This window comes from Streptomyces sp. CT34, assembly GCF_000805335.1.
GTDB lineage: Bacteria > Actinomycetota > Actinomycetes > Streptomycetales > Streptomycetaceae > Streptomyces.
Window position 1 is genome coordinate 5,354,668 of record NZ_KN708638.1, and the last position, 25,699, is coordinate 5,380,366.

Annotated in this window: 20 protein-coding genes; 15 read left to right on the plus strand and 5 right to left on the minus strand. The window is 70.5% G+C overall.

Annotated features, from left to right (window positions below; translation table 11 throughout):
• Nucleotides 1-9 precede the first annotated feature (9 nt).
• From RZ84_RS23455 to RZ84_RS23475, 5 genes are all read left to right on the plus strand, one after another.
• Complete coding sequence (locus RZ84_RS23455; RefSeq protein ID WP_043265934.1) at nt 10-1,689, plus strand: APC family permease; 1,680 nt, start codon at nt 10-12, stop codon at nt 1,687-1,689.
• A 220-nt stretch (nt 1,690-1,909) separates the two neighbouring features.
• Nucleotides 1,910-2,089 carry an SPOR domain-containing protein gene (locus RZ84_RS23460; protein ID WP_043265935.1) on the plus strand — a complete coding sequence of 60 codons (180 nt, stop codon included), beginning with the start codon at nt 1,910-1,912 and terminating at the stop codon, nt 2,087-2,089.
• Nucleotides 2,090-2,140: 51 nt separating this feature from the next.
• Nucleotides 2,141-2,569: a (deoxy)nucleoside triphosphate pyrophosphohydrolase gene (locus RZ84_RS23465; RefSeq protein ID WP_198540039.1), complete on the plus strand. Its 429-nt coding sequence runs from the start codon at nt 2,141-2,143 to the stop codon at nt 2,567-2,569.
• Between the two features lie 384 nt (nt 2,570-2,953).
• A complete protein-coding gene (locus RZ84_RS23470; RefSeq protein ID WP_043265937.1) occupies nt 2,954-3,433 on the plus strand; it encodes an ATP-binding protein in 480 nt (159 codons plus the stop codon).
• Between the two features lie 279 nt (nt 3,434-3,712).
• Nucleotides 3,713-6,283: a SpoIIE family protein phosphatase gene (locus tag RZ84_RS23475; RefSeq protein WP_043265938.1), complete on the plus strand. Its 2,571-nt coding sequence runs from the start codon at nt 3,713-3,715 to the stop codon at nt 6,281-6,283.
• 343 nt (nt 6,284-6,626) lie between these two features.
• On the opposite strand, the gene RZ84_RS23480 is transcribed toward RZ84_RS23475, so the two are convergent.
• The 5 genes from RZ84_RS23480 to RZ84_RS23500 all read right to left on the minus strand — a co-directional run bounded on the left by RZ84_RS23480 (nt 6,627) and on the right by RZ84_RS23500 (nt 12,103).
• On the minus strand, nt 6,627-8,039 hold the full coding sequence (locus RZ84_RS23480) for an amidohydrolase family protein (RefSeq protein ID WP_043265939.1): 1,413 nt from the start codon (nt 8,037-8,039) through the stop codon (nt 6,627-6,629).
• 104 nt (nt 8,040-8,143) lie between these two features.
• Entirely contained in the window at nt 8,144-8,941 is a 798-nt protein-coding gene (locus RZ84_RS23485) for a succinate dehydrogenase/fumarate reductase iron-sulfur subunit (protein WP_043265940.1), read from the minus strand.
• Entirely contained in the window at nt 8,938-10,887 is a 1,950-nt protein-coding gene (locus RZ84_RS23490; protein ID WP_043265941.1) for a fumarate reductase/succinate dehydrogenase flavoprotein subunit, read from the minus strand. Before RZ84_RS23490 ends, RZ84_RS23485 begins: the two co-directional genes overlap by 4 nt.
• A 74-nt stretch (nt 10,888-10,961) precedes the next feature.
• Nucleotides 10,962-11,789 carry a hypothetical protein gene (locus tag RZ84_RS23495; protein WP_043270665.1) on the minus strand — a complete coding sequence of 276 codons (828 nt, stop codon included), beginning with the start codon at nt 11,787-11,789 and terminating at the stop codon, nt 10,962-10,964.
• Nucleotides 11,790-11,803: 14 nt separating this feature from the next.
• Nucleotides 11,804-12,103 carry a hypothetical protein gene (locus RZ84_RS23500; protein ID WP_043265942.1) on the minus strand — a complete coding sequence of 100 codons (300 nt, stop codon included), beginning with the start codon at nt 12,101-12,103 and terminating at the stop codon, nt 11,804-11,806.
• A 387-nt stretch (nt 12,104-12,490) separates the two neighbouring features.
• Between RZ84_RS23500 and RZ84_RS23505 the strand changes: the two genes are divergently transcribed.
• The 10 genes from RZ84_RS23505 to RZ84_RS41635 all read left to right on the plus strand — a co-directional run bounded on the left by RZ84_RS23505 (nt 12,491) and on the right by RZ84_RS41635 (nt 25,148).
• Nucleotides 12,491-14,839 carry an ABC transporter family substrate-binding protein gene (locus RZ84_RS23505; protein WP_043265943.1) on the plus strand — a complete coding sequence of 783 codons (2,349 nt, stop codon included), beginning with the start codon at nt 12,491-12,493 and terminating at the stop codon, nt 14,837-14,839.
• Between the two features lie 183 nt (nt 14,840-15,022).
• Nucleotides 15,023-16,936 (plus strand): translational GTPase TypA, encoded by a 1,914-nt coding sequence (gene typA / locus RZ84_RS23510; RefSeq protein ID WP_043265944.1) that lies wholly within the window; start codon nt 15,023-15,025, stop codon nt 16,934-16,936.
• 197 nt (nt 16,937-17,133) lie between these two features.
• Nucleotides 17,134-18,759 carry a peptide ABC transporter substrate-binding protein gene (locus tag RZ84_RS23515; RefSeq protein WP_043265945.1) on the plus strand — a complete coding sequence of 542 codons (1,626 nt, stop codon included), beginning with the start codon at nt 17,134-17,136 and terminating at the stop codon, nt 18,757-18,759.
• 20 nt (nt 18,760-18,779) lie between these two features.
• The gene (locus RZ84_RS23520; RefSeq protein WP_043265946.1) at nt 18,780-19,703 is read left to right on the plus strand and encodes an ABC transporter permease; all 924 of its coding nucleotides are present in this window, start codon (nt 18,780-18,782) and stop codon (nt 19,701-19,703) included.
• On the plus strand, nt 19,696-20,685 hold the full coding sequence (locus tag RZ84_RS23525; RefSeq protein WP_043265947.1) for an ABC transporter permease: 990 nt from the start codon (nt 19,696-19,698) through the stop codon (nt 20,683-20,685). Before RZ84_RS23520 ends, RZ84_RS23525 begins: the two co-directional genes overlap by 8 nt.
• 11 nt (nt 20,686-20,696) lie before the next feature.
• The gene (locus tag RZ84_RS23530) at nt 20,697-21,728 is read left to right on the plus strand and encodes an ABC transporter ATP-binding protein (RefSeq protein WP_043265948.1); all 1,032 of its coding nucleotides are present in this window, start codon (nt 20,697-20,699) and stop codon (nt 21,726-21,728) included.
• A complete protein-coding gene (locus RZ84_RS23535; protein WP_078894123.1) occupies nt 21,715-22,773 on the plus strand; it encodes an ABC transporter ATP-binding protein in 1,059 nt (352 codons plus the stop codon). The genes RZ84_RS23530 and RZ84_RS23535 overlap by 14 nt, the downstream gene beginning before the upstream one ends.
• A 167-nt stretch (nt 22,774-22,940) precedes the next feature.
• On the plus strand, nt 22,941-24,143 hold the full coding sequence (locus RZ84_RS23540; RefSeq protein WP_043270669.1) for a helix-turn-helix domain-containing protein: 1,203 nt from the start codon (nt 22,941-22,943) through the stop codon (nt 24,141-24,143).
• A 94-nt stretch (nt 24,144-24,237) separates the two neighbouring features.
• Entirely contained in the window at nt 24,238-24,726 is a 489-nt protein-coding gene (locus RZ84_RS23545; protein ID WP_043265949.1) for a recombinase family protein, read from the plus strand.
• A 65-nt stretch (nt 24,727-24,791) separates the two neighbouring features.
• Nucleotides 24,792-25,148 carry a hypothetical protein gene (locus RZ84_RS41635; protein ID WP_347232780.1) on the plus strand — a complete coding sequence of 119 codons (357 nt, stop codon included), beginning with the start codon at nt 24,792-24,794 and terminating at the stop codon, nt 25,146-25,148.
• Nucleotides 25,149-25,699 lie beyond the last annotated feature (551 nt).

Here is a 25,699-nt window from a genome sequence, read left to right on the forward strand (position 1 = left end):
GACCAGCACGTGAGCACGACGAAGACAACGAGTGCGGAGCAGGGCTCGCACTCGCATTACCGTCGGTCCCTCGGGACCATTGCCCTGACCGCCACTGGTCTCGGGTCGATCATCGGTTCCGGTTGGCTCTTCGGGGCCGCGCGGGCCGCTGCCATCGCCGGACCGGCCGCCATCCTGGCCTGGGTCATCGGCGCCGTCGTCGCGCTCACCATCGCGCTCACGTACACCGAACTCGGCTCGATGTTCCCGAAGGCCGGCGGCATGGTCCGCTACGGCCAGTACTCGCACGGCTCGCTGGCCGGGTACCTCGCGGCCTGGGCGAACTGGATCGCCATCGTCTCGGTGATCCCGGGTGAGGCCACCGCCTCCGTCCAGTACATGAGCAGCTGGGGCTTCGGCTGGGCGAAGGCGCTGTACGACGGCAAGGAGCTGACCGGCACCGGCGTCGGGCTGGCCAGCATCCTGCTGATCTTCTACTTCTTCCTCAACTGGTTCGCGATCACGCTGTTCGCCAAGACCAACACCGCGATCACGGTCTTCAAGGTCGTCGTCCCGGTGCTGACCGCGAGCGCGCTGATGCTGGCGCACTTCGACACCGGCAACATCACCCACCACGGCGGGTTCACCCCCAACGGCTGGAGCTCGGTCTTCACCGCGGTCGCCGTCTCCGGCATCGTCTGGGCGTACAACGGTTTCCAGTCACCGCTGAACATGGCCGGGGAGGCCCGCAACCCGGGCAGGTCACTGCCCAAGGCCGTGATCTCGTCGATCCTGATCGCCCTGGTCATCTACGTGGCCCTCCAGGTCGCGTTCCTGATGGGTGTGCCCGGCGACCACCTCGCCGCCAACGGCTGGGCCTCGCTCGGCTACAACTCCCCGCTCGCCGACCTCGCGGTGGCCTGGGGCCTGAACTGGCTCGCGATGTTGCTGTACGCGGACGCGTTCATCTCGCCGTCCGGTACGGGCATGATCTACGCCGCCACCACCTCGCGCATGATCCACGGCGTGCAGGAGAACGGCCATCTGCCCGGCGTCTTCGGCAAGGTGGACAAGAAGACCGGTGTGCCGCGGCCGGCGCTGCTGCTCAACCTCGTGATCGCGTTCCTGTTCCTCGCGGTGTTCCGCGGCTGGGGCTCGCTGGCCGAGATCGTCTCGGTCGCCACGGTCATCTCGTACATCACCGGGCCGGTCGCGGTGATGTCGCTGCGCCGGATCTCGCCGGACCTCAAGCGCCCGGTGCGGCTGCGGATCATGCCGGTGATCGCGCCGATCGCGATGATCTTCGGTTCGCTGGTGCTGTACTGGGGCCGCTGGCCGCTCACCGGCAAGGTGATCCTGATCATGGCCGTCGGCCTGCCCGTCTGGGCCTGGTACGAGATCGGCAAGCCGCTGACCCAGGGTCGCAAGCCGTGGGCCCAGCTGATGCCGCACCTCAAGGCGGGCGCCTGGATGGTGACGTACCTGCTCGTCATGGCCGCCATCTCGTACATGGGCGGCAAGGAGTTCGGCGGCAAGGGCTACCTGCCGGAGGGCTGGGACGTGGTCCTGGTCGCGCTGGTCGGCCTGGCCTTCTACTTCTGGGGCGTGCGCAGCGCCTGGCGCAACCCCTCGCTGGTGCAGGTCGAGGCCGAGATGGGCGCGGTCGAGGCCGCCGCTACCCCGGAGGTGAAGACCCCGGCCGGAGCCTGAGCGCTGTTCTTCCGTGCCCGGGAAACGGGCAGAACCGGCCACTCGCAGGCGGCTCTTGGCGATCCAGGGCCCGCGGGTGGCCGGTTCGGTATCTCTTTGTGTAAATCCATATCCGGTGCGTAAAGGTCGGGCGTAGGCTCGGGCATATGCGGATTGCGATTTCGGCATCAGCACAGGAGGGGCGCGTCACGGCGCGCTGTCGGGCGGACGGAGGGGCGCAATGACTGACAACGGGGCTGTGCTGCCCTGGCTCGTCATCCGCCAGGACGAAGGCGGCAACCGCTATCGCGTCGGCCGCTATGCCACCCGAGCGGAGGCGGAGCGGGTGGCGGACCGCCTCGACATCCGCGGCAGCCGCCAGCTCTACGTGGTCGAGCGGGTGGGCCGCGGGACGGCGTGAGGGGGGCGGAGCGGGAAGCGGGACGCGAGCGGGGGACGTAGGCTGCCGCGCATGACGACGGTGCGCGTAGTGGTGGGCGCAGCGGTGTGCGCGCGAGGGCGGCTGCTGGCCGCCCGGCGCAGCGCGCCGCCCGCGCTGGCCGGCCGCTGGGAGCTGCCCGGCGGCAAGGTGGAGGACGGCGAGTCACCCGAGCAGGCGCTGGTGCGGGAACTGCGCGAGGAGCTGGGTGTGGAGACCGCGGCCGAGGAGCGGATCCCGGGCGAGTGGGTGCTGCGGCCCGGCTATGTGCTCCAGGTGTGGACGGCCCGGCTGGTGTCCGGAAAGCCGCGTCCGCTGGAGGATCATGACGAGCTGCGCTGGCTGCTGCCCGGTGAGGAGCAGCAGGTCGACTGGCTGGACCAGGACCGCCCGGCCGTCGCCGAGGCGATGCGGCGGCTGGCGGCGCGGGCCGCGACGGGGATTCCCGGCGCGCGGCTCTAGGGCCTGTCGTCGAACTCCCGCCTGCCCGCCGTCGCCCGGCACGCCGAGCGCACGCTCCGGACGCCGCCCGGCCCGCCCTTCGGGCGGACGACGGGAGTTCGACGACAGGGCCCAGGGGCCGCTTCAGGGGCCGCGGGTCGTCGTCTGACGGGCCCGGGCGCGCCCCGCCGGTGCCCTCGGTGTGCGCGGGCGGGGCCGCCGCCCGGGGAGGCTTCGGTGGCCGCCCGCGCGCCGGGTGTGCGCCACGGAGCCGTATCGCCGTCAGATGTTCCATTTGTGCAACAGTGCGGGAGTGCAGGCGATATTTGGGGTTCGATACCGGGTATGTCCTGATTGAAACCTTTCGGTGCGCGTGATGCCCCAGGGGAACCCTCAGTCTGGGAAGTGATCGGCGTGAGCGACGGCGCAGCGGCAGAGGCCCCGGAGCCCGTCTCCGTCGATGACCGCAAGCGCGGCGATGAGCGCAGGCGCGGCAGGGTTACCGGCGCACCCAGCGCCGAATGGAGCTTCCCGGCCGACCCCGGCGCGGTCCGCACCGCCCGCACCATGGTCCGTCAGGTGCTCGACGACTGGGGGCTGAACGGCGCCGCCGATGTCGCGGTGCTGCTGGTCAGCGAACTCGTCACCAACTCCCTGCGCTACGCCAGCGGGCCCATCGGCGTACGGATGGTGCTGCTCGGCGCCGGGGGGCTGCTCGTCGAGGTCTCCGATCCGCTCCCCGACCCGCCGCGCGAGCGCACCACCACCCCGGACGACGAGGGGGGACGCGGTCTCCAGCTGGTGGCGTGCAGTTCCCGGCGCTGGGGGACCCGGCGGGGAAAGACCGGCAAGACAGTGTGGTTCGAGCTGTCGGTGGCTGGTTAGGAGTCAGGAGGAGTCCTGATCGTTGCCATTTCATCGACATCTTGTAGATGGGCTGCGATCGAGACTGTGCTGTGATCGTGAAGACCGTGTTCCGGATAGCCGAGGTGCTGGAATACTCGGCAGGTCCGGTCCGGGCACGATGAGCTGGAGGGGACGGGGCTCGTGAGCGAGAAGTCTTCTGGCGGGGCGGTACCCGCGCAGACCGATGGTCGGGGTGGTGCGGACGGCCCGGGTGACCCAGGCGGCCGTCGCCGTGCGCGGGAGCCGCAGGGCCCGCCCGTGTGGCAGAGCAGCCGGCCCGGATCGATCTACGACTACATCAGAGTCGCCTCCTTCTCGCTGGGCCCCGACGGGCGCATCGACCAGTGGAGCGAGCGGGCCGCGCGGATGCTGGGCATCCCCGCCCGGTACGCCATCGGCAAGGACCCCGTAGCGGCCTTCGTGCCGGGTGAGTTGCACGAGACCGGGCACCGCAAGGTGTCCGAGATCCTCGACGGGCGGGAGTGGACCGGCCTGGTCCCCTACCGCCGGGACGCCGACGGCGACGGGGGCGCCGACGGGCTCGCCGAGATCTATGTGATGCCCGCCGAGAACGAGCACGGGGAGCGCGGCGCGGTCTGCCTGGTCGTCGACGTACGGGCACTGCGCGGCATCGAGACCGACCTGGCCGCCTCGCAGGCGGTATTCGGTCAATCCCCCATGGGCTTCACCCTGTTCGGCACGGACCTGAAGCTGCTGCGGGTCAACGAGCGCTTCGCCACCGTCTTCGGCGGCCCGGCCGCCAGGTACCGCGGCTGCACCCCGCACGACTTCCTGCCGCGCCCCGAGGCCGAGCGGATGACCGCCGCGCTGCGCCGCGTCCTCGCCACCGGGGAGCCGGTCGCCGAGATGCAACTGGTGGGCGTGGTGCCGGGCGAGGAGGACCGCCGCCGCTGGTCGGTGTCGCTCTACCGGCTGCACGGCGCCAGCGGCCGCCCCATCGGCGTCGCCGCGCTCGCCTCCGACGTCACCGGCCGCCGCCGGGCCGAACGCGAGGCCGCCAACGCCCGCCGCAACCTCGCACTGCTCAACGAAGCCGGCGCCCGGATAGGCAACTCGCTCGACCTGGAGACCACCGCCCGCACCCTGCTGGACGTCGCCGTCCCGCAGTTCTGCGACCTGGCGTCGGTGGACCTCTACCAGGGGCTGCTGTCCGGAGACGAGGCGCCGCCCGGGATGAGCGACGGCAGCGCGGAGCTGCGCCGGGTCGCCTTCGCCAGCGCGGTGTCCGATGCCCCGCTCGCCTCCACCACCTGCTGCGTCCCCGAGGACGGGCCCGGACCGGTCGCCGTCGGCGCGGTCCACCGCTACCCCTTCAACTCGCCCTGTGCGGGCGCCCTGCGGACCGCCCAGGCACAGATCATCCCCGGCCGGGAGAGCGACGACGGCCCGGAGCTGGGCGCCGTGGTGCACTCCACCCTCGCCGTCCCGATGGTCGCCCGGGACACCATCGTCGGGCTGGTGCAGTTCTCCCGTACGAAGGGCAGCGAGCCGTTCGGCGAGCGCGACACGGCGCTCGCCGTCGAACTGGCCGCGCGCGCCGCGGTCTGCATCGACAACGCCCGCCTCTACCGCCGCGAGCACGAACGCGCGCTGATCCTCCAGCGCAGCCTGCTGCCGCCCGGCGACCCGGAGGCGGCCGGCCTGGACATCGCCTGCCGCTACCTGCCCGGCACCACCGCCACCGAGGTCGGCGGCGACTGGTTCGACGTCATCGAACTCCCCGGCCACCGCACCGCGCTGGTCGTCGGCGACGTGATGGGGCGGGGGCTGCGCGCCGCCGTCGCCATGGGCGAACTCCGCACCGCCGTACGGACGCTGGCGCTGCTGGACCTGGAGCCGGCCGAAGTGCTGGGGGCGCTGGACGAGATCGCCCGGGGGCTCGGCGGCAGCGGCGACGGGCGCTCCACGACGGCCGCCCGCAGCCGCCCGGGCGCCGCGCTCGGCGGGAGCGGTACCGGCCGCCCGGCGGGTGCCGCCGACCTCTCCGAGGTCTACCTCGCCACCTGCGTCTACGCCGTCTACGACCCGATCACCCGGACCTGCACCATCGCCAACGCCGGGCATCTGCCGCCCGTACTGGTCGAGGACGGCGAGGACGCGCTGCTGCTGGACGTGCCGCCGGGGATGCCCCTCGGGGTCGGCGGCGAGCCGTTCGAGGAGATCGAGGTCGAGGTGCCGGACGGCGCGCTGCTCGCGCTGTACACGGACGGCCTGGTGGAGTCCCGCGATCACCCGCTGGACGAGGGGCTGCGGGCGTTCCGGATGGCGCTCTCGGAGTCCGGCCGCCCGCTGGAGGACGTCTGCGACCACGTGCTGAGCGCGCTGGACACCCAGCACGGCGAGGACGACATCGCGCTGCTGATGGCCAGGGTGCACGGGCTGCCGAAGGACGCGGTGGGCGACTGGAGCCTGGCGCCGGAGCCCCGTTCGGTGGCCCGGGCCCGTGAGCTGGCCCGCGACCAGCTCACGGACTGGGGGCTGCACGCCCTGGTCGACACCACGGAGCTGCTGGTCAGCGAGCTGGTGACCAACGCACTGCGGCACGGCCACGGCGAGATCCGGCTGCGGCTGCTGCTGGACCGCACCCTGGTCTGCGAGGTGTGGGACGCGGATCTCGCCCAGCCACGCCGCCGCCGGGCCCGGGACACCGACGAGGGCGGTCGCGGCCTCCAGCTGGTGGGCCTGCTGAGCGAGCGCTGGGGCAGCCGCCGTACCCCGCGCGGCAAGACCGTATGGTTCGAACTGGCCCTGCCGGACGGGGAGTCGGCACCGGTGGACCCGGCGGAGGCACTGCTGAGCCTGTTCTGAGCGGGGCCGGTCGCGATCGGGCCGGTTGCGATCTGGTCGGTTGCGATCTGGTCGGTCGCGATCGGGCAGGGCCCGTCCCGGGCGGGGCCCGTTCCGAGCGGGGTTCCGCCGTGGACGGGTGCGCCTCTACCCTTGGACACAGGGGGCCCATCCGTCCCGTAGGGGACTTTCCGTACGGGATCTTCCGCAGGGAGGCTCCGGCGGGCGGTTTCTGTTGGGGATCTTCCCTAGGGACCTTCCCTGGGGATTTTCCGCGAGGCGCCCGCCCTGCGGCGCCCGCCCCGAGGCACCCACCCGGCCCGTGGCATGCGGCGGTCAGGCAGTGCCGATCAGGCGGTGCGCATCAGGCGGTGCGGATGTGGGACGCCGCCAACTCCGCCTCGTGGACGACGTGTTCGGCGTCGACGTGGACCAGCTCGCCGCGGTGCTTGCGCAGATGGCCGTCGACGAAGACCTCGCTGACGTTCGGCGGCTGGCCGTTGAGGACGATCTGGCCGGTCCAGTCGAAGCGCGGGGCGAAGTTGAGCGTGCCGGGGTCGAGGACGACGACATCGGCGCGCTTGCCCGGTGTCAGCGACCCGACCCGGTCCGCCATGCCGATGCACTCCGCGCCGCCCAGGGTCGCCATCCGCAGCACGGCAGGGATGGTGGGGTGGATCCCGGCGTCCTCGTGGCGGGCCCGCTGGAGGCCGACCGCCGCCTTCATGAGGTTGAACATGTCCGAGGTGTCGTTGGTCCCGCCGTCGTGGCCCAGCCCGGCCCGCACCCCGTGTCCGTGCAGCGCGGGCAGCGGGCAGATGCCGGACGCCAGCCGCATGTTGCTCAGCGGGCAGTGGGCGACCCGGACGTCGTGCTCGCCGGTCAGTGCGATCTCCGCGTCGGTGAGGTGGATCGCGTGGTTCATCAGCAGGTCCGGACCGAAGGCGCCGATCTCGCGGAGCGCGCGGATCGGGTCGTCCCTGCGGTCGTCGCGGTGCTCCAGGACGTGCGAGTTGAGCATCACGCCGAGCTCGCGGGCGAGTTCGTGCAGCGCCCGCAGGTCGGTCAGCTGCGACATCCCGGCGTGCGCCGACACCTGGACGGAGGCCAGCGGCAGCCGGTCCAGGAAGTCCTTCTTGATCCTGGGGATGAGGTGGATGTCGGCGGCGCGCTGCGTCGCGGCGTAGACGAAGCGCAGCCCGGCGTCGTCCAGCGCCCGTATGTAGCGCTCGCTGGTGTCGTACGGGATCGGGTGCACCCAGTCGACGACCGTGGTGACGCCGGCCTGGAGGGCGTCGAGGGCGGCCAGGTGCACGAACCGGTACATGTCCTGGGGGTCGATCCTCGGCAGGGCGACGCGGTTGCAGTCGGACAGCCAGCCGTTGAGGTCCTCGCCGGAGCAGCCGCCGCGGATGCTGGACTGCCACAGGTGGTTGTGCAGATCGACGAAGCCCGGCAGGACGATCTTGCCGCGGACGTCCAGGACGCGGGCGCCGTCCGGGGCGCCGAGCCCCCGGCCGACGGCCGCGATGACGCCGTCCCGCAGCAGGAGGTCGACATCGTTGTCCAGCCGGCCGAGGGGGCCGGTGCCCACCTTCGGGTCCATGGTGAGCACCAGGTCGGCGCCGCGCAGCAGGGTGGTCCGGCTGCGTCCCGGGGCCGCCGCCGGTCTCGCGGAGGGGGCCCGGTCGAGGTCGGGGAAGCCGGCCGCGGCGGCCAGGGGGACGGTGCCGAGGCCGGCCAGCACCCGGCGCCGGCTCATTTCCGGAAGATTCATTTCGTTTTTATACCGCGCCTGTTCGAACCCGTGGTGAGAACGTTTCCGGTCATGTGACGCGACATCAGAAATAAGGCATCCGGGGGCACTTGGGTGCCCGTCGGTCATTCCGTCCGGCGGCGGATCTTGTTCCCGAGCCACACCAGAGGGTCGTACTTGCGGTCGGCGGTCCGCTCCTTCAGCGGGATCAGCGCATTGTCGGTGATCTTGATGTTCTCCGGGCAGACCTCGGTGCAGCACTTGGTGATGTTGCAGTAGCCCAGCCCGTGCTCGTCCTGCGCGGTGCTCTTGCGGTCCAGCCCGGCCGCCGGCGCCGCGTCCAGCGGGTGCATGTCGAGCTCGGCGACCCGCATCAGGAAGCGAGGCCCGGCGAAGGCGGTCTTGTTCTCCTCGTGGTCGCGCACGACATGGCAGGTGTTCTGGCACAGGAAGCACTCGATGCACTTGCGGAACTCCTGCGACCGGTTCACGTCCTCCTGCTGCATGCGGTACTCGCCGGGGCCCAGGTCCGCCGGCGGGACGAACGACGGGATCTCCCGCGCCTTGGTGTAGTTGAACGACACGTCGGTGACCAGGTCGCGCAGGACCGGAAAGGTCCGCATCGGGGTGACGGTCACGGTCTCCGTACGGGAGAAGACCGACATCCTGGTCATGCACATCAGCCGCGGGCGCCCGTTGATCTCCGCGCTGCACGAACCGCACTTGCCCGCCTTGCAGTTCCAGCGGACCGCGAGATCGGGCGCCTGGGTCGCCTGGAGGCGGTGGATGATGTCCAGCACCACCTCGCCCTCGTGCACCTCCACCTCGAAGTCCGTCAGCCCGCCGCCGTCCGCGTCGCCGCGCCACACCCGGAAGTGCGCCGGGTACGCGCCGGCCCGCTGGTTCGCCTGCCGCTCGCTCACCGGCTCAGCTCCTCGTCCGTCAGATACTTCACCAGCTCGTCCTTGTCGAAGAGTTCGAGGAGATCGCGGCGGATCGGCGGGGTCTCCCGGCGGGCGAGCCTGATCTGTCCGAGGGCCGGGTCCGCCGCTCCCGACTCGGCCCGGGTGTCGGCGAGTTCGCAGACCAGGTTGACGTTGCGCCAGCGCCGGTCCATCTCGGGATGGTCGTCCCGGGTGTGCCCGCCGCGGCTCTCGGTACGTTCCAGGGCCGCCCGCGCCACGCACTCGCTGACCAGCAGCATGTTCCGCAGGTCGATGGCCAGGTGCCAGCCCGGGTTGTACTGCCGGTGCCCCTCGACGCCGGCCCGCCGGGCGCGTACCCGCAGTTCGGCCAGCCGCTCCAGCGCCTCGGCCATCTCGCTCTCCCGACGGATGATGCCGACCAGGTCGTTCATCGACTGCTGGAGCTCCTGGTGCACGGTGTACGGGTTCTCCGCCGGGCCGCGGTCGGCCTGCTGCCCGCCGCCCTCGGCGCTGAAGGGGCGCAGCGCCTCCGCCTCGGCGGCGTCGACGTCCCGCGGGTCGGCCTCCGGCCGCTCGTGCAGCGCCGCCGCGTACTCGGCCGCGTAGAGCCCGGCCCGGCGGCCGAAGACCAGCAGGTCGGAGAGCGAGTTGCCGCCCAGCCGGTTGGAGCCGTGCATCCCGCCGGCCACCTCGCCGGCCGCGAACAGCCCCGGCACGCCGGTCGCCGCCGCGGTGTCCGGGTCCACCTCCACTCCGCCCATCACGTAGTGGCAGGTCGGGCCGACCTCCATCGGCTCGGCGGTGATGTCCACGTCCGCCAGCTCCTTGAACTGGTGGTGCATGGACGGCAGCCGGCGCTTGATCACCTCGGCCGGCATGCGCGTCGACACGTCCAGGAAGACCCCGCCGTGCGGGGAGCCGCGGCCCGCCTTGACCTCGGCGTTGATGGCGCGGGCCACCTCGTCCCGGGGCAGCAGTTCGGGCGGCCGGCGGTTGTGGTCCGGGTCCTCGTACCAGCGGTCGCCCTCGGCCTCGGTCTGCGCGTACTTCTCCTTGAAGACGTCCGGGATGTAGTCGAACATGAAGCGCTTGCCGTCGCTGTTGCGCAGCACGCCGCCGTCCCCGCGGACGGACTCGGTGACGAGGATGCCCTTGACGGACGGCGGCCAGACCATCCCGGTGGGATGGAACTGCACGAACTCCATGTTGATCAGCGGGGCGCCGGCCAGCAGCGCCAGCGCGTGCCCGTCGCCGGTGTACTCCCAGGAGTTCGAGGTCACCTTGAAGGACTTGCCGATGCCGCCGGTGGCGAGCACCACCGCCGGCGCCTCCAGGACGAAGAAGCGGCCGGACTCCCGCTGGTAGCAGAAGACGCCGGAGACCCTGCCGGAGCCGCTGTTCGACTCTTTCAGGACCCGGGTGACGGTGCACTCCTGGAAGACCTTCAGCCCGGCGTCGTACGAGCCGGAGGCGCGCTCGTCCTCCTGCTGGAGCGAGACGATCTTCTGCTGGAGGGTGCGGATCAGCTCCAGGCCGGTGCGGTCGCCGACGTGCGCCAGCCGCGGGTACTCGTGGCCGCCGAAGTTGCGCTGCGAGATCCGGCCGTCCGCCGTGCGGTCGAAGAGCGCGCCCCAGGTCTCCAACTCCCATACCCGGTCAGGGGCTTCACGGGCGTGCAGCTCGGCCATCCGCCAGTGGTTGAGGAACTTGCCGCCGCGCATGGTGTCCCGGAAGTGCACCTGCCAGTTGTCGTTCTCGTTGGCGTTTCCCATGCTGGCCGCGATCCCGCCCTCGGCCATCACCGTATGGGCCTTGCCGAACAGGGACTTGCAGATCACCGCCGTCCGCATCCCGGCCTCGCGGGCCTCGATGGCGGCGCGCAGCCCGGCGCCGCCCGCGCCCACCACGACCACGTCCCAGGTCTGCCGGTCCACATGCGCCATCAGCGGGCACACCTTTCCTTGGGGTTCCTTGGAGTTGTTTTCCGTTGTCCGCAGATGTCCGCAGAGCCCTGCCGTCAGAAGAAGCGCGGATCCTCGAACGCTCCGCTGGCCAGCAGGAAGACATAGAAGTCCGCCACCGCCACGCTGATCAGCGAGGCCCAGGCGAGCAGCATGTGGCGCTCGTTGAGCCTGCTGACCCAGCCCCACAGCCGGTAGCGCACCGGGTGCTTGGAGAAGTGCCGCAGCCGGCCGCCGACGATGTGCCGGCAGGAGTGGCAGGACAGGGTGTACGCCCAGATCAGCACGATGTTGGCGAGGAAGACCAGCGAGCCCAGGCCCATGTGGCCCCAGCGGTAGTGGTCGTCGCGGAAGGTCAGCGCGGTGTCGTAGGTGAGCACGCCGGCGACCAGTACCGCGAAGTAGAAGAAGTAGCGGTGGATGTTCTGGAGGATCAGCGGGAAGCGGGTCTCACCGGTGTACTTGGCGTGCGGCTCGGCGACCGCGCAGGCCGGCGGCGAGGCCCAGAACCCGCGGTAGTACGCCTTGCGGTAGTAGTAGCAGGTCAGCCGGAAGCCCAGCGGGAAGATCAGGATCAACAGCGCCGGGGACAGGCCCCACCAGCCGCCGAAGACGTCCCAGTTGGGGCCGCCGCGCATGGTGTGGCAGTTCTGCGCCAGGCACGGCGAGTAGAACGGCGAGACGTACGGGGCGTGGTAGTAGTCGGCGTTCGCGAAGGCCCGCCAGGTCGAGTAGACGACGAACGCGAGCAGTCCGGCGGTGGTGCCGGCCGGTGCCAGCCACCAGCGGTCGGTACGCAGGTGGCGGGCGGGGATGGCGGCGCGGGAGGATTCGCGTACGCCGATCGCGTCCGTTTGCGGCGGTGGTTCGATGCCAGTGGCCAACTCGGTCTCCGTCCTCACGGCGCGTGCCGGTCCTTGGCGCCCAGGCCCTCGTCCTCGGCGTCCTTCCACAGCGCGGAGTTGTAGGGGGTGTCGGAGACCGGCACCATCTCGTCCTCGGTCCTGCCGGGACGGCCCGGGGGTCTTGCGGCCATGCCCTGCCGCAGCAGCGACAGGCTCTCGCGCAGATGGTCCGTGTCGCTGCGCACCCGGCGGATGTCCAGCCCGCCGCCGATCCGCGTCTCCAGCTTTCCGACCGCCTGGACGAGTCCGTCCAGGCTGCGTTCAACCGCCGTCAGGTCGTCCTGAAGGGACATAACGTGCCCTCACTTTTGCCGGTGTGGTGGGCGATCTCATGCGCCCGCGAGTGTCGCGCGTCACAGTAGGGCTTGGGAAGGGGTCTGGCGCGACTACGACTCGAACCGGTGCGTTTCGGCGAACACGCGCCGTATTGCGTGCCGAACTCCCGTACGAGCGCGCTGATGCGGCGGTGCGGGCGATGCGCGGTACGCGCCCCCTTCCGGCACCTGGCGGAGCCCGTATTGGGCCGGGCGGGTGGCCTTGCCGGCGGTGGCCGCCGTGTCGGGCACCGGTGGGCGTGTCGTTCACCTTCAGTAGGGGCCCATAGATGTGATGAGCCGCAAAGTCGGCCGGACGTGTCGCTGCGGCTCGGTGCGGCGCGCGCGAGCCCGGAGGTAACAGTCATGACCGACCACGTCAGCTCAGGCCGTGCGGCGTGCCGGCGGCGCCGCTGTGCCGCGCTCATCGCGGCGGGCGTGCTGCTGCCGGTGCCGGTGCTGGCCGGATGCAGCGAGAAGGACACCACGGCGTCCGTCGCCGAGTCCCGGGACATCGCGCCGGCCCCGCGCGGGACGCTGAAGGACGGCGGCACCGTGCGCTGGGCGGTCGACGCGGTGCCCGGCACCTTCAACGCCTTCCAGAGCGACGCCGACGCCACCACCGCCCGCATCACCGGCGCCGTCCTGCCCAGCCTGTTCACCGTCGACGCCAACGGCCGGCCGCAGCGCAACGCCGACTATCTCGACGCCGCGGACGTCACCGCCCGCGAGCCCCGACAGGTCGTCACCTACCGGCTCAACCCCAAGGCGCGGTGGAGCGACGGGCGGCCGATCGAGGCCGCCGACTTCATCGCCCAGTGGAACGCGCTGCGCGGCAGGGACAACGCGTACTGGACCGCCCGCAACGCCGGGTACGACCGGATCGCCAAGGTCGAGGCGGGCGCCGGGCCGCACCAGGTCAAGGTCACCTTCGCCCGCCCGTACGCCGACTGGCAGTCGCTCTTCACCCCGCTCTACCCGAAGAGCGTGATGGGCAGCCCGCACGCCTTCAACGACAAGTCGCGGAGCCAACTCGCCATCGGCGCAGGCCCGTTCAGCGTCCAGAAGCGGGACGCCGACCGCCGCACCGTCACGCTCGTACGGAACCCGAAGTGGTGGGGCGACCCGGCCAGGCTGGACCGGCTGGTGCTCGCGGCGCTGCCCCGCGACAAGCGGGTCGCGGCGCTGTCCGCCGGGACCGTCGACGTCGCCGCCCTCGACCCGGCCGGCGCCCGGCGGGTCACCGCGGCCGGCGGGAGCGGTGACGCGCAGGCCGCCGACGCCAAGGCCGCGGCGCCGGAGAACTCCGCCGGGCTGCGCGGCTTCACCGTCCGCAAGGCCCTGGAACCCGCCTACACCCAGCTCGCCCTCAACGGCGGCGCCGGACCGCTCTCCGACGACCGGGTGCGCCGCGCGGTGGCCCGCGCCATCGACCGGCAGGCGCTCGCCGACACCGTCCTCAAGCCGCTGGACCTGCCGTCCCGGCCGCTCGGCAGCCATCTGCTGATGGCCGGGCAGCAGGGCTACGAGGACCACAGCGACGCGCTCGGCGACCCGGATCCGGCGGCGGCCCGCAAGCTGCTCGCCGACGCCGGCTGGAAGCCGGCGGGCGGCAGCGCGCCGCAGGAGCCGGGGGAGAAGGCCGGCGCCGGACGGGCGGTGCCGCCGGACGTGGCGGAGGACGCGGGCGACGCGGGTTACCGGAAGGAGTCCGGGGTGGACCGGCCCGGCGACGGGACCTCCGCCGACCAGTCCGGCGACGCCCGGTCGGACGGCCGCAACCCGGCGCAGGCCGGCCGCGCCCGCCACCACGGCGCCGATGCCGCGCACGGTGACCAGGAGGAGGGCACCCGCCCGGCCCCCGCCGACGCCCCGCTGTCCTTCGCCGGGGCGGTCGGCTCCGAGGTCCAGCAGGCCGCGCTGCTGCGGCAGAGCGCCACGTTCTACAAGGCGGGGGCGGCCGAGGAGAAGGCGGCGGCGGCCGGGGACACCGGCTCCGCGGCGTACGCCAAGTACCGGCGGTACAAGAAGCGGGCCGCGCAGGCGCTGGGCGCCGCCGAGCTGATCGAGACCGGGCAGGCGCCGAACCTGCCGGGCTCCGCCGGCCACCTGGCGGCCCGGCAGATGCGCGCCGAGCGGTCCCCGGAGGCGGCGGCAGCGGGCCGGCCGGGCCGGGCGCCGGTGCTGCGCAAGGACGGCAAGCCGCTCGCGCTGCGCTTCGTGCTGCCCGACGGGGCCGGGTCCGAGCAGCTGCGCACGGTGGGCCGGCGGATCGCCGGGATGCTCGACAAGATCGGCGTGCGGACCTCGATCCAGCGGGTCCCGGACGTCGGCTACTTCCAGGACCACATCGCCTCCGGCGACTACGACCTGGCGCTCTACTCCTGGCCCGGCACCGCCTTCCCGGCGACCGACGCCCGGCCGATCTTCGCCAAACCGCAGCCGGCGCCGGACGGCTCGTTGACCGTCGAGCAGAACTACACCCGGGTCGGCACCGACCACATCGACCAGCTCTTCGACCAGGCCGCCTCCGAGCTGGACGCGGACGCCGCGCGCACCCTGGTCCAGCAGGCGGACGCCCGGATCTGGGCCGCCGCCGGATCGATTCCGCTGTACCAGCGGCCGGAGCTGGTGGCCACCAGGAAGTCGCTCGCCAACATCGGCGCGTTCGGCTTCGCCGCCCCCCGCTTCCAGGACATCGGCTACCGGAAGTAAAGGCCCCACCAGAGCTCATAATCGGTAAGAAACCGCAGGTCAGAGGTGCTGTGCACGGGCTGGGGCGGCCCTTTCCGCCGCAGCCCCGTACCATGGGATAGGCCGTGGCGTCGTTATGCCCGGCGGGCGCGCGTACCGGACCGTACGCGCCGCCATCCACGATTCCGGGAGAAGCGCCGCAATATGGCCGTGTCCGCAACACGTCACGACATCCGTAACGTCGCCATCGTCGCCCACGTCGACCACGGCAAGACGACCATCGTCGACGCCATGCTCAAGCAGGCCGGTGCCTTCGCCGCGCACCAGCTCGACTCCGTCGACGACCGCGTCATGGACTCGAACGACCTGGAGCGTGAGAAGGGCATCACGATCCTCGCCAAGAACACCGCGGTGAAGTATCACCCGAAGGACGGCGGGGATCCCATCACGATCAACATCATCGACACCCCCGGCCACGCCGACTTCGGCGGCGAGGTCGAGCGCGGTCTGTCGATGGTCGACGGCGTCGTCCTCCTCGTGGACGCCTCCGAGGGCCCGCTGCCGCAGACCCGCTTCGTGCTGCGCAAGGCCCTCGCCGCCCGGATGCCGGTCATCCTGTGCATCAACAAGACCGACCGCCCGGACTCCCGGATCGACGAGGTCGTCAACGAGACCTACGACCTCTTCCTCGACCTGGACGCCGACGAGGACCAGATCGAGTTCCCGATCGTCTACGCCTGCGGTCGCGACGGCATCGCCTCGCTGACCAAGCCGGACGACGGCACCGTGCCGGCCGACTCCACCAGCCTGGAGCCGTTCTTCTCCACGATCCTGGAGCACATCCCGGCCCCCACGTACGAGGACCAGGCTCCGCTCCAGGCGCATGTCACCAACCTGGACGCGGACAACTTCCTCGGCCGTATCGCGCTGCTCCGCGTCGAGCAGGGCGAGCTCCAGAAGGGCCAGACCGTCGCCTGGATCAAGCGCGACGGCTCGGTGCAGAACGTCCGCATCAGCGAGCTGATGATGACCGAGGCGCTGACCCGCAAGCCCGCCGAGAAGGCCGGCCCGGGTGACATCTGCGCGGTCGCCGGTATCCCGGACATCATGATCGGCGAGACCCTGGCCGACCCGGAGAACCCGGTCGCGCTGCCGCTGATCACGGTCGACGAGCCGGCGATCTCCATGGTCATCGGTACCAACACCTCGCCGCTGGTCGGCCGCGGCGGCTCCGGCAAGGGCGCGGACGCCAAGGCCGCGGTCAAGGACCGCAAGGTCACCGCCCGCCAGGTCAAGGACCGCCTGGACCGCGAGCTGATCGGTAACGTCTCGCTGCGCGTGCTGGACACCGAGCGCCCCGACGCGTGGGAGGTGCAGGGCCGCGGTGAGCTGGCGCTGGCGATCCTCGTCGAGACCATGCGCCGGGAAGGCTTCGAGCTGACCATCGGCAAGCCGCAGGTCGTCACCAAGGACGTCGACGGCAAGACCTACGAGCCGATCGAGCGCATCACCATCGACGTGCCCGAGGAGCACATGGGCGCGGTCACCCAGCTCATGGGCACCCGCAAGGGCCGGATGGACAACATGTCCAACCACGGCTCCGGCTGGGTCCGGATGGAGTTCATCGTCCCCTCCCGCGGGCTGATCGGCTTCCGTACGGAGTTCCTGACCAACACCCGCGGTACGGGCATCGCGCACTCCATCCACGAGGGCCACGAGCCGTGGTTCGGCAACCTCCAGACCCGTAACAACGGCTCGCTGGTCGCCGACCGCTCCGGTGTGGTCACCGCGTTCGCGATGACCAACCTCCAGGAGCGCGGTGTGCTCTTCGTGGAGCCGGGCACCGAGGTGTACGAGGGCATGATCGTCGGCGAGAACTCCCGCTCCGACGACATGGACGTCAACATCACCAAGGAGAAGAAGCTCACCAACATGCGGTCGTCCACGGCCGATGTGGCCGAGTCGATCGTCCCGCCGCGCAAGCTCTCCCTGGAGCAGTCGCTGGAGTTCTGCCGCGACGACGAGTGCGTCGAGGTCACCCCGGAGGCGGTCCGCATCCGCAAGGTCGTCCTCGACCAGAAGGAGCGCGGTCGCGCGGCGTCCCGCGCCAAGCGGTAGCCGCCACTGACGCGTTGAAGCGCCCCGCCGGACCGTGGTCCGGCGGGGCGCTTCCGTCATCCGGGCGGTTTCTCGGGATTTCGGAGCAGCGGCGGTCGACTCCGGAGTGCGATACATGCTGGTTTGGGCTCTGATGTGGGCTACGTGTGGTCCCTGTGGCTACGTGTGACCCCGGAGTCCGGACCAAAGGAGGCGCCATGCGCAACGCCGTGCGCGCGAAGTGGGCCGTCTGGGCCGGAGCCGTCGCGCTGGCGGCCACGGCCTGCGGGGGCGGCGGTGGTACGGACGCCGGGGTGGTGAGCGCCTCCTGGGGGGACCCGCAGAACCCGCTGGAGCCGGCGAACACCAACGAGGTGCAGGGCGGCAAGGTCCTGGAAATGCTGATGCGCGGGCTCAAGCGCTACAACCCGAAGACCGGGGCCGCGCAGAACGCCCTCGCCGACCGGATCGAGACGACGGACGCACAGAACTACACGGTGACGCTCAAGCCCGGCTGGACCTTCAGCAACGGGGAGAAGGTCACCGCGAAGTCGTTCGTGGACGCCTGGAATTACGGCGCGCTGCTGGACAACAAGCAGAAGAACGCGGCCTTCTTCCAGTACATCGACGGCTACGACCGGGTCCATCCGGACCATGGCGCGGCCACCGCCAAGACCCTGTCCGGGCTCCGGGTGAAGGACGACCGGACCTTCACCGTCAAACTGAACCAGAAGTTCTCCAGCTGGCCGGACACCCTGGGCTATTCGGCGTTCATGCCGCTGCCGCAGGCGTTCTTCCGGGATCACGACGCCTGGCTGAAGAAGCCGGTCGGCAACGGCCCGTACGTGGTGGATTCGTACACCAAGGGCACCGTGCTGAAGATGCGGAAGTGGAAGAAGTACCCGGGGCCGGACCCGGCGCGGAACGACGGGATCGACCTGCGGGTGTACACCGACAACAACACCGCCTACACCGATCTCCAGGCGGGCAATCTCGACCTGGTCGACGACGTGCCCGCCGCGCAGCTCAAGAACGTCGGAAAGGACCTGGGGAACCGGTACATCAACCAGCCGGCCGGGATCATCCAGACCATCACCTTCCCCATGTACGACCCGAAATGGGGCCGGCCGGGAATGGAGAAGGTGCGCCGCGGCATCTCGATGGCGATCGACCGGCAGCAGATCACCAAGGAGATCTTCCGGAACACCCGGACGCCGGCGACCGACTGGACCTCGCCGGTGCTGGGCGCCGCCGGCGGCTACCGGCAAGGGCTGTGCGGCGACGCCTGCGTGTTCGACGCTGCCAGGGCCCGGCAGCTCGTCAAGGAGGGCGGCGGCCTGCCCGGCGGCCGGATGACCATCACGTACAACGCGGACACCGGCTCGCACAAGGACTGGGTGGACGCGGTCTGCAACAGCATCAACAGGACGCTGGGGAACGACCGGGCGTGTGTCGGCGAACCGGTCGGGACCTTCGCGGACTTCCGGAACAAGATCAGTTCGAAACGGCTGACCGGGCCTTTCCGGGCCGGCTGGCAGATGGACTATCCGCTGATCCAGAACTTCCTTCAGCCGCTGTATTACACCGATGCCTCGTCCAACGACGGGAAGTTCAGCAACCCCGCCTTCGACAGACTCGTCAACGAGGCCAACGCCGCACCGGACACGCGTCACGCGGTGGCCACGTTCCAGGAAGCGGAGAAGATCCTGGCCCAGCAGATGCCGGCCATTCCGCTGTGGTACCAGAACGGCAGCGGCGGCTATTCCGACCGCATCAGCAATGTGTCGCTGAATCCCTTCAGTGTGCCGGTCTACAACGAGATCAAGGCCAGCCGAGCCGGCTGACCGTGAAGTGAGGCTCGTGCATGGGACGTTATGTGATCCGGCGGCTGCTCCAGATGATCCCGGTCTTCGTCGGCAGTACGTTTCTGATCTTCTTCATGGTCTACGCGCTGGGCGATCCGGTCGCCGCGATGTTCGGCGACCGGGCGCCGGACCCGGCCACCGCCGCGCAGATCCGCCACGACCTCTTTCTCGACCAGCCGCTGTGGAAGCAGTATCCGCATTACATGAGGCAGATCTTCCAGGGGAATTTCGGCACCGCGTTCAACGGCCAGTCGGTCACCGAGCTGATGTCCACGGCCTATCCGGTCACCCTCCGGCTGACCGTCGTCGCGATCGTGATCGAGATGATCGTGGGCATCGTGCTGGGGGTGTTCAGCGGGCTGCGGCGCGGCCGGGGGGTGGACACCACGGTGCTGGTCCTCACCCTCGTCGTCGTCTCGGTCCCGACGTTCGTCAGCGGCTATCTGCTCCAGTTCGTGTTCGGCGTGAAGTGGGAATGGGCCGCGCCGACCGTCGCGCCCGAGGCGCCGCTGGGCCAGTTCCTGCTTCCCGGGCTGGTCCTGGCGCTGGTCTCGCTCGCCTATGTCACCCGGCTGACCCGGACCTCGCTCGCCGAGAACGCCCGCGCCGACTACGTCCGCACGGCGGTCGCCAAGGGCCTGCCCCGGCACCGGGTCATCACCCGCCATCTGCTGCGGAACTCGCTGATCCCGGTCGTCACCTTCATCGGCACCGACATCGGCGCGCTGATGGGCGGCGCCATCGTCACCGAGCGCATCTTCAACATCCACGGCGTCGGATACCAGCTCTACCAGGGCATCCTCCGGCAGAACTCGCCTACCGTGGTGGGCTTCGTGACGATCCTGGTGCTGGTGTTCCTGATCGCCAACCTGCTGGTCGACCTGCTGTACGCCGTCCTCGACCCGAGGATCCGCTATGCCTGAGAGCCCTGAGAGCCACGTCCCCAAGGAAGCAATCGGCCACGGCGACGGCGGGACCGCCGCCCTGGCCATCGGCGAGGCCGAGTCGCTGGAGCGGGTGCCCGCCCCCGGCCGCCCGCCCGGCGCGGCGCTCACCGGCCGACCCCGCAGCCTGTGGAGCGACGCCTGGCACGACCTGCGCCGCAACCCGGTCTTCGTGGCCTCCGCGCTGGTCATCGTCTTCCTCGTGGTCATCGCCATCTGGCCGCAGCTGATCGCCAGCGGCAACCCGTACCGCGCCGACCTGTCCAAGGCCCAGGAGGGCCCCGCGCCCGGCCACCCCTTCGGCTACGACACCCAGGGCCGGGACGTCTACACCCGGGTCGTCTACGGCGCCCGCGCCTCCATCACCGTCGGCACCTGCGCCACCGCCGGCGCCGCCCTGCTGGGCAGCCTGCTCGGCGGGCTGGCCGGCTTCTTCGGCGGCTGGTGGGACACCCTGCTCTCCCGCCTCGCCGACATCTTCTTCGGCATCCCGGTGCTGCTCGGCGGCCTGGTCTTCCTGTCCGTCGTCACCAGCACCACCGTCTGGCCGGTGGTCGGCTTCATCGTGCTGCTCGGCTGGCCGCAGATCGGCCGGATCGCCCGCGGCTCCGTCGTCACCGCCAAGCAGAACGACTACGTCCAGGCCGCGCGGGCACTGGGCGCGGGCAACGGGCGGATGCTGCTGCGGCACATCGCGCCGAACGCCGTCGCCCCGGTGATCGTCGTCGCCACCATCGCGCTCGGTACGTACATCGCGCTGGAGGCGACGCTGTCCTACCTGGGCGCCGGGCTCAAACCCCCCACCGTCTCCTGGGGCATCGACATCTCCACCGCCTCGACCTACATCCGCAACGCCCCGCACATGCTGCTGTGGCCGGCGGGCGCGCTGAGCATCACGGTGCTGGCGTTCATCATGCTCGGCGACGCGGTGCGCGACGCCCTCGACCCCAAGTTGCGCTGAGGAGGCGGCAGATGACCAACGGCGGTGCGCGGCGCGGGGAGGTACTGCTCGAAGTCCGGGACCTGCGGGTGGAGTTCCGCACCCGGGACGGGGTGGCACAGGCCGTCAACGGCGTCAGCTGCGCCGTGGCGGCAGGGCAGACACTCGCGGTGCTCGGCGAGTCGGGCTCCGGGAAGTCCGTCACCGCCCAGGCCGTGATGGGCATCCTGGACTCGCCGCCGGGCTTCGTGACCGGCGGCGAGATCCTCTTCCAGGGGCGCGATCTGCTCAAGCTGGGCAGGGAGGAGCGGCGCCGGATCCGCGGCGCCAGGATGGCGATGATCTTCCAGGACGCGCTCTCCTCGCTGAACCCGGTGCTCAGTGTCGGCGCGCAGCTGGGGGAGATGTTCCAGGTCCACGAGGGGATGTCGCGCAGGAAGGCCCGCGGCCGGGCCGTGGAGCTGATGGAGCGGGTCGGCATCCCGGCGGCCCGGGAGCGGGTGGGGGACTACCCGCACCAGTTCTCCGGCGGGATGCGCCAGCGCATCATGATCGCCATGGCGCTGGCCCTGCGCCCCGACCTGATCATCGCCGACGAACCGACCACGGCGCTGGACGTCACCGTCCAGGCGCAGGTGATGGACCTGCTCGCCGAGCTCCGGCGCGAGTTCACCATGGGGCTCGTCCTGATCACCCACGACCTGGGCGTGGTCGCCGACGTCGCCGACACCATCGCCGTGATGTACGCCGGCCGGATCGTGGAGACCGCCCCCGTCCACCAGCTCTACAAGGCACCCGCGCACCCGTACACCCGCGGCCTGCTGGAGTCCGTCCCGCGCCTGGGCCACAAGGGCCGGGAACTCTACGCGATCAAGGGCCTGCCGCCGAGCCTGACCGCCATCCCGCCGGGCTGCGCCTTCCACCCCCGCTGCCCGCTGGCCCGCGACATCTGCCGGACGGATCCGCCGCCGCTCTACGAGGCGGGCCCGGACCGGGCCAGCGCCTGCCACTTCTGGAGAGAGACCCTCGAGCGCGGAAAGGAGATCTTCGATGGCGGCCGGTGACCCCGCATCCGCTCCCGCACCCGAACCCCTCATCGAAGTCCGCGACCTGGTCAAGCACTTCCCGCTCACCCAGGGCGTGCTCTTCAAGAGGCAGGTGGGCGCCGTCAAGGCCGTCGACGGGATCTCCTTCGACCTCCACCGGGGCGAAACCCTCGGCATCGTCGGCGAATCGGGCTGCGGAAAGTCCACCGTCGCCAGGATGCTGGTGGGCCTGGAACGCCCGACGGAGGGTCAGATCCTCTACCGGGGAGAGGACATCACCCGACTCTCGGGACGGGCGCTGAAGTCGGTGCGCCGCAACATCCAGATGGTCTTCCAGGACCCCTACACCTCCCTGAACCCCCGGATGACGGTCGGCGACATCATCGGCGAGCCGTACCAGATCCACCCCGAGGTCGCGCCCCGGTCGGACCGCCGCCGCAAGGTCCAGGAACTCCTCGAAGTCGTCGGGCTCAACCCCGAGTTCATCAACCGCTACCCGCACCAGTTCTCCGGCGGCCAGCGCCAGCGCATCGGCATCGCCCGGGGCCTGGCCCTCCGCCCGGAGATCATCGTCGCCGACGAGCCGGTCTCCGCGCTCGACGTCTCCGTACAGGCCCAGGTCGTCAACCTCCTGGCGCGCCTCCAGAGCGACTTCGACCTCTCCTACGTCTTCATCGCGCACGACCTCTCCGTCGTCCGCCACATCTCCGACCGGGTCGCGGTGATGTACCTGGGCCGGATCGCCGAGATCGGCACCGGCGAGGAGATCTACGACCACCCCACCCACCCCTACACCCAGGCCCTCCTCTCCGCCGTCCCGGTCCCCGACCCCGAGGCCCGCGAGCACCGCGAGCGCATCCTCCTGACCGGCGACGTCCCCTCCCCGGCCCACCCGCCCTCCGGCTGCCGCTTCCGCACCCGCTGCTGGAAGGCCCAGGAGCTGTGCGCACGGGTCGAGCCGCCGCTCGAAGTCCCCCCGGAATTCCGGAAGTCGACGGGCCCGGCGCGCCATCCCTCGGCGTGCCACTTCGCGGAGGAGCGGCGGGTGGTGGCGGGCGGGTAACGTCCGCTCAGGTCCGTGTGCTTGCCTCCGCAGCGGGCACGTGTGGTGTGGAGGGCTGTACCGAGGCGGCCGAGCGGTTCGGCTGTTCCGTTCGCCCTGAGTGCATCGATGGCAGGAACTACCATCGGAATGCCGCCACCGAGCCTGAGCAACCCGCCGAGGTGAACGTGAGTAACTGGGCCGACCTTTCGAACGGTACGCGTATCAAGCACCTGAGGGGCTCCGATCTGACGCAGCAGGGGCTCGCCGATGCCGCGGGCGTCTCGCTGGCTTTAGTGCAGAAGGCCGAGCAGGACCGGGGCGAACTGTCGGTCGGCTCATTGCTCAAGCTCGCGCATGCGCTCAAGACCGACGTTGCGGTGATCCTGGGGCAGCAGGCGCCGCGCCGGGGAATGAGCCGAGGTACCAGGGCCGCTCTACGGAGGCTTTCGGACGCCGTGCACGACAGCGCCCTCGGAGGCTGGGACGGCATTGCGGAGCCGAGCACCCTCGCCGAGCTTTCAGCTGCGCATGACCAGGTGTACAGCGCCTACTGGCAGGGGGATTACGGGAAACTGAGTGAACTCCTCGCCAGGGTATTGCTCGAAGGGACTGCTCGGTACGGGCAAGCGACGGGGCACGAGCGCGAAAGGCTGGGCGCGGTTCTCGCCAGTGCCTACCAATTCGCCTCCTCGGCCGCGATTCTGCTCGGGCAGCGCGATCTCGCGCTGAGCGCCCTCACCTCGGCGCGTCGCCTGGCCGAGGACTCCGGCGATGCGGTGCTTGGCGCGCTTATCGAGTCGACTCTGTCGTGGATTCACCTGCGAAGCGCGAAAGTTCCTCGGGCGATTGCCGTAGCCGAACGAGCGGCCCTGCGGATCGAGCCCTCGTTCAGCAAGGCGCCCCGCCCTCAACTATTCGGCTACGGAAGGCTGATGATCTCTGCTGCTGTGGCCGCATCTCGTCAAGGCGACGCCGTATCCGCGGATGACTACCTGTCGCAGGCGCATGCCGCAGCAGCTCGGCTGGGTCATGACGAGGCGCTTTACGGCACACATTTCGGCCCGACTGCCGCGAATACAGAGGCCGTAGGAATCGCCGTGGCGCTCGGGAATTACGGAAGGGCGCTCAAACTGGCCTCGCGCACCGAACTGCCTCGTTCCATGCCCAAGCTGGCACGTAACCGCTACAAGCTCGATGTCGCCTTGGCCCAGTGCGAGACGAAGCTGTACGACCGGGCCGCCGACACGCTGATCGAGGTAGGTCTCGACGCCCCGGAGTGGGTCAGGCATCAGGCATTGCCCGGCGTCATCGGGAAGCGTCTCGCGAAGGTGTCCACGGCGCGCGTGCGGAACATCAGCGAGCTGATCGGCGTGCCCCTGATCACCTAGGTCCTACGGGGCGTACGAGTTGGGGCCGGGCGGCCTGAAGCGCTCTTACGACCCATGGCTTCACTAAACGTGACCGGCCGGACACGATTGACGCATGGCCAGCATCGAGCAGGGACAGAGGCAGCAGGGGCCGGCTACGGCCCGCCGGACCGAGGGGGACCTGAAACGGCGACAGGCGCTTGCCGACGCGGCAGCGGGTATCCCGGCGAGTTCGGCCGAAGTGCCGGGCGAGGACGGGAAGATCGAGCGGTTCCGCTGCGTGATCTACCTGAGCAGTGCGCCTGACACCGACAGCGGAGAGATGCGCGAGGAGTGCACCGAGTACGCCGAGGCGTTCGGGTGGGAGATCGCGGCCGTGATCGAGGAGCGCACGGGGTTACTGCCGCCCGAGGGCCGAGAAGGTCTCAGGCAGGCCGTCGACCGCATCAAGGACGGCAAGGCTGGCGCCGTGCTCACGGCCTCGCGTTCGATGATCTCTCCCGTAGCGGAGGAGTACGACCGGGTCGTCGGCGAGATCGAGAAGGCGGGCGGTTTCCTGCACGTCACGGAAACGGCCGGTAACGACCACGGGATCGAGCGGTGATGGTTCAGGACATCACCGCGCGCCTGCTGCCATGGGCGGCGCCTGGGGGCAAGCCTTGCTACCTCGTGAGCGACGGCGGTTTGGTGTCCCGTATCGCCGACAGCGTCGAGGCGGTGCAGTTGGGCATGGCGGGCGACCTTCTCCACCACGCGGGCGGCATGCTCGCCGACCACAAGGGCAGCGGTGGTGAACTGTGGTTTCTCGCTGCCCGGTTGATGGAGTCCCTCCGTGATGTGAAGCGCATCGCGGACAGCCGGGGCGCCCGGCTGCCGCAGACCGATGACGGATCCGACGCGGACGACGGCGACGACGGGGACGACGAAGACGACGGGGACGACGAAGACGACGGGGACGACGAAGACAGCGCGGCACGTCCCTGGCCCGTCCGCCCGCACAACTTCCCCCGACCGGAGATCTCTTGAGCAGGGACAGTACGTGTCGTCCCGACCGAGCCGACGGGCTCCGCTCCCGCTCCGGTCCGTCCAGCGGGGAGCGTCCCGGGCGCTCCCTTCACGGATGCCGTGCCATCGCGGCGCGGTGAGGGAAACGGGTCCCGCCCTCCCTCTTTGCAGGGGGGAGGGCGGGACCTGGCCGGGTGGTCGCTGAGCACCTCGTCTCCCGTAGATGCACGGTAGGGGCAGCAGGCAATGGTGGCGGTTGGTTCGCGTCGAGGCACTGCCAGGTGGTCGAACCACCCGTCTGGCAAAGCGAATTGGAGACGGGCGAGCATGCCTGTTCCACGACCAATACTGATTCCCTGACGCGAAACCGTAGCTGTGGCCGGTGAGCTCCGACCCGGCGCTGTGAGAGTGCGAGGAAAATTCAGTCAATTTCGGATATTGGGGCGCCATGGATGCGAGATCTATGTAATACGCGGACCCTGGAACGTGCGACAAACCCTCGTTAAGTTCGCTGGCGCGAGAGAGTGATTTGGTATCTAATGATCTCGTCGGCCGCTACGGGAAAGTGAGCG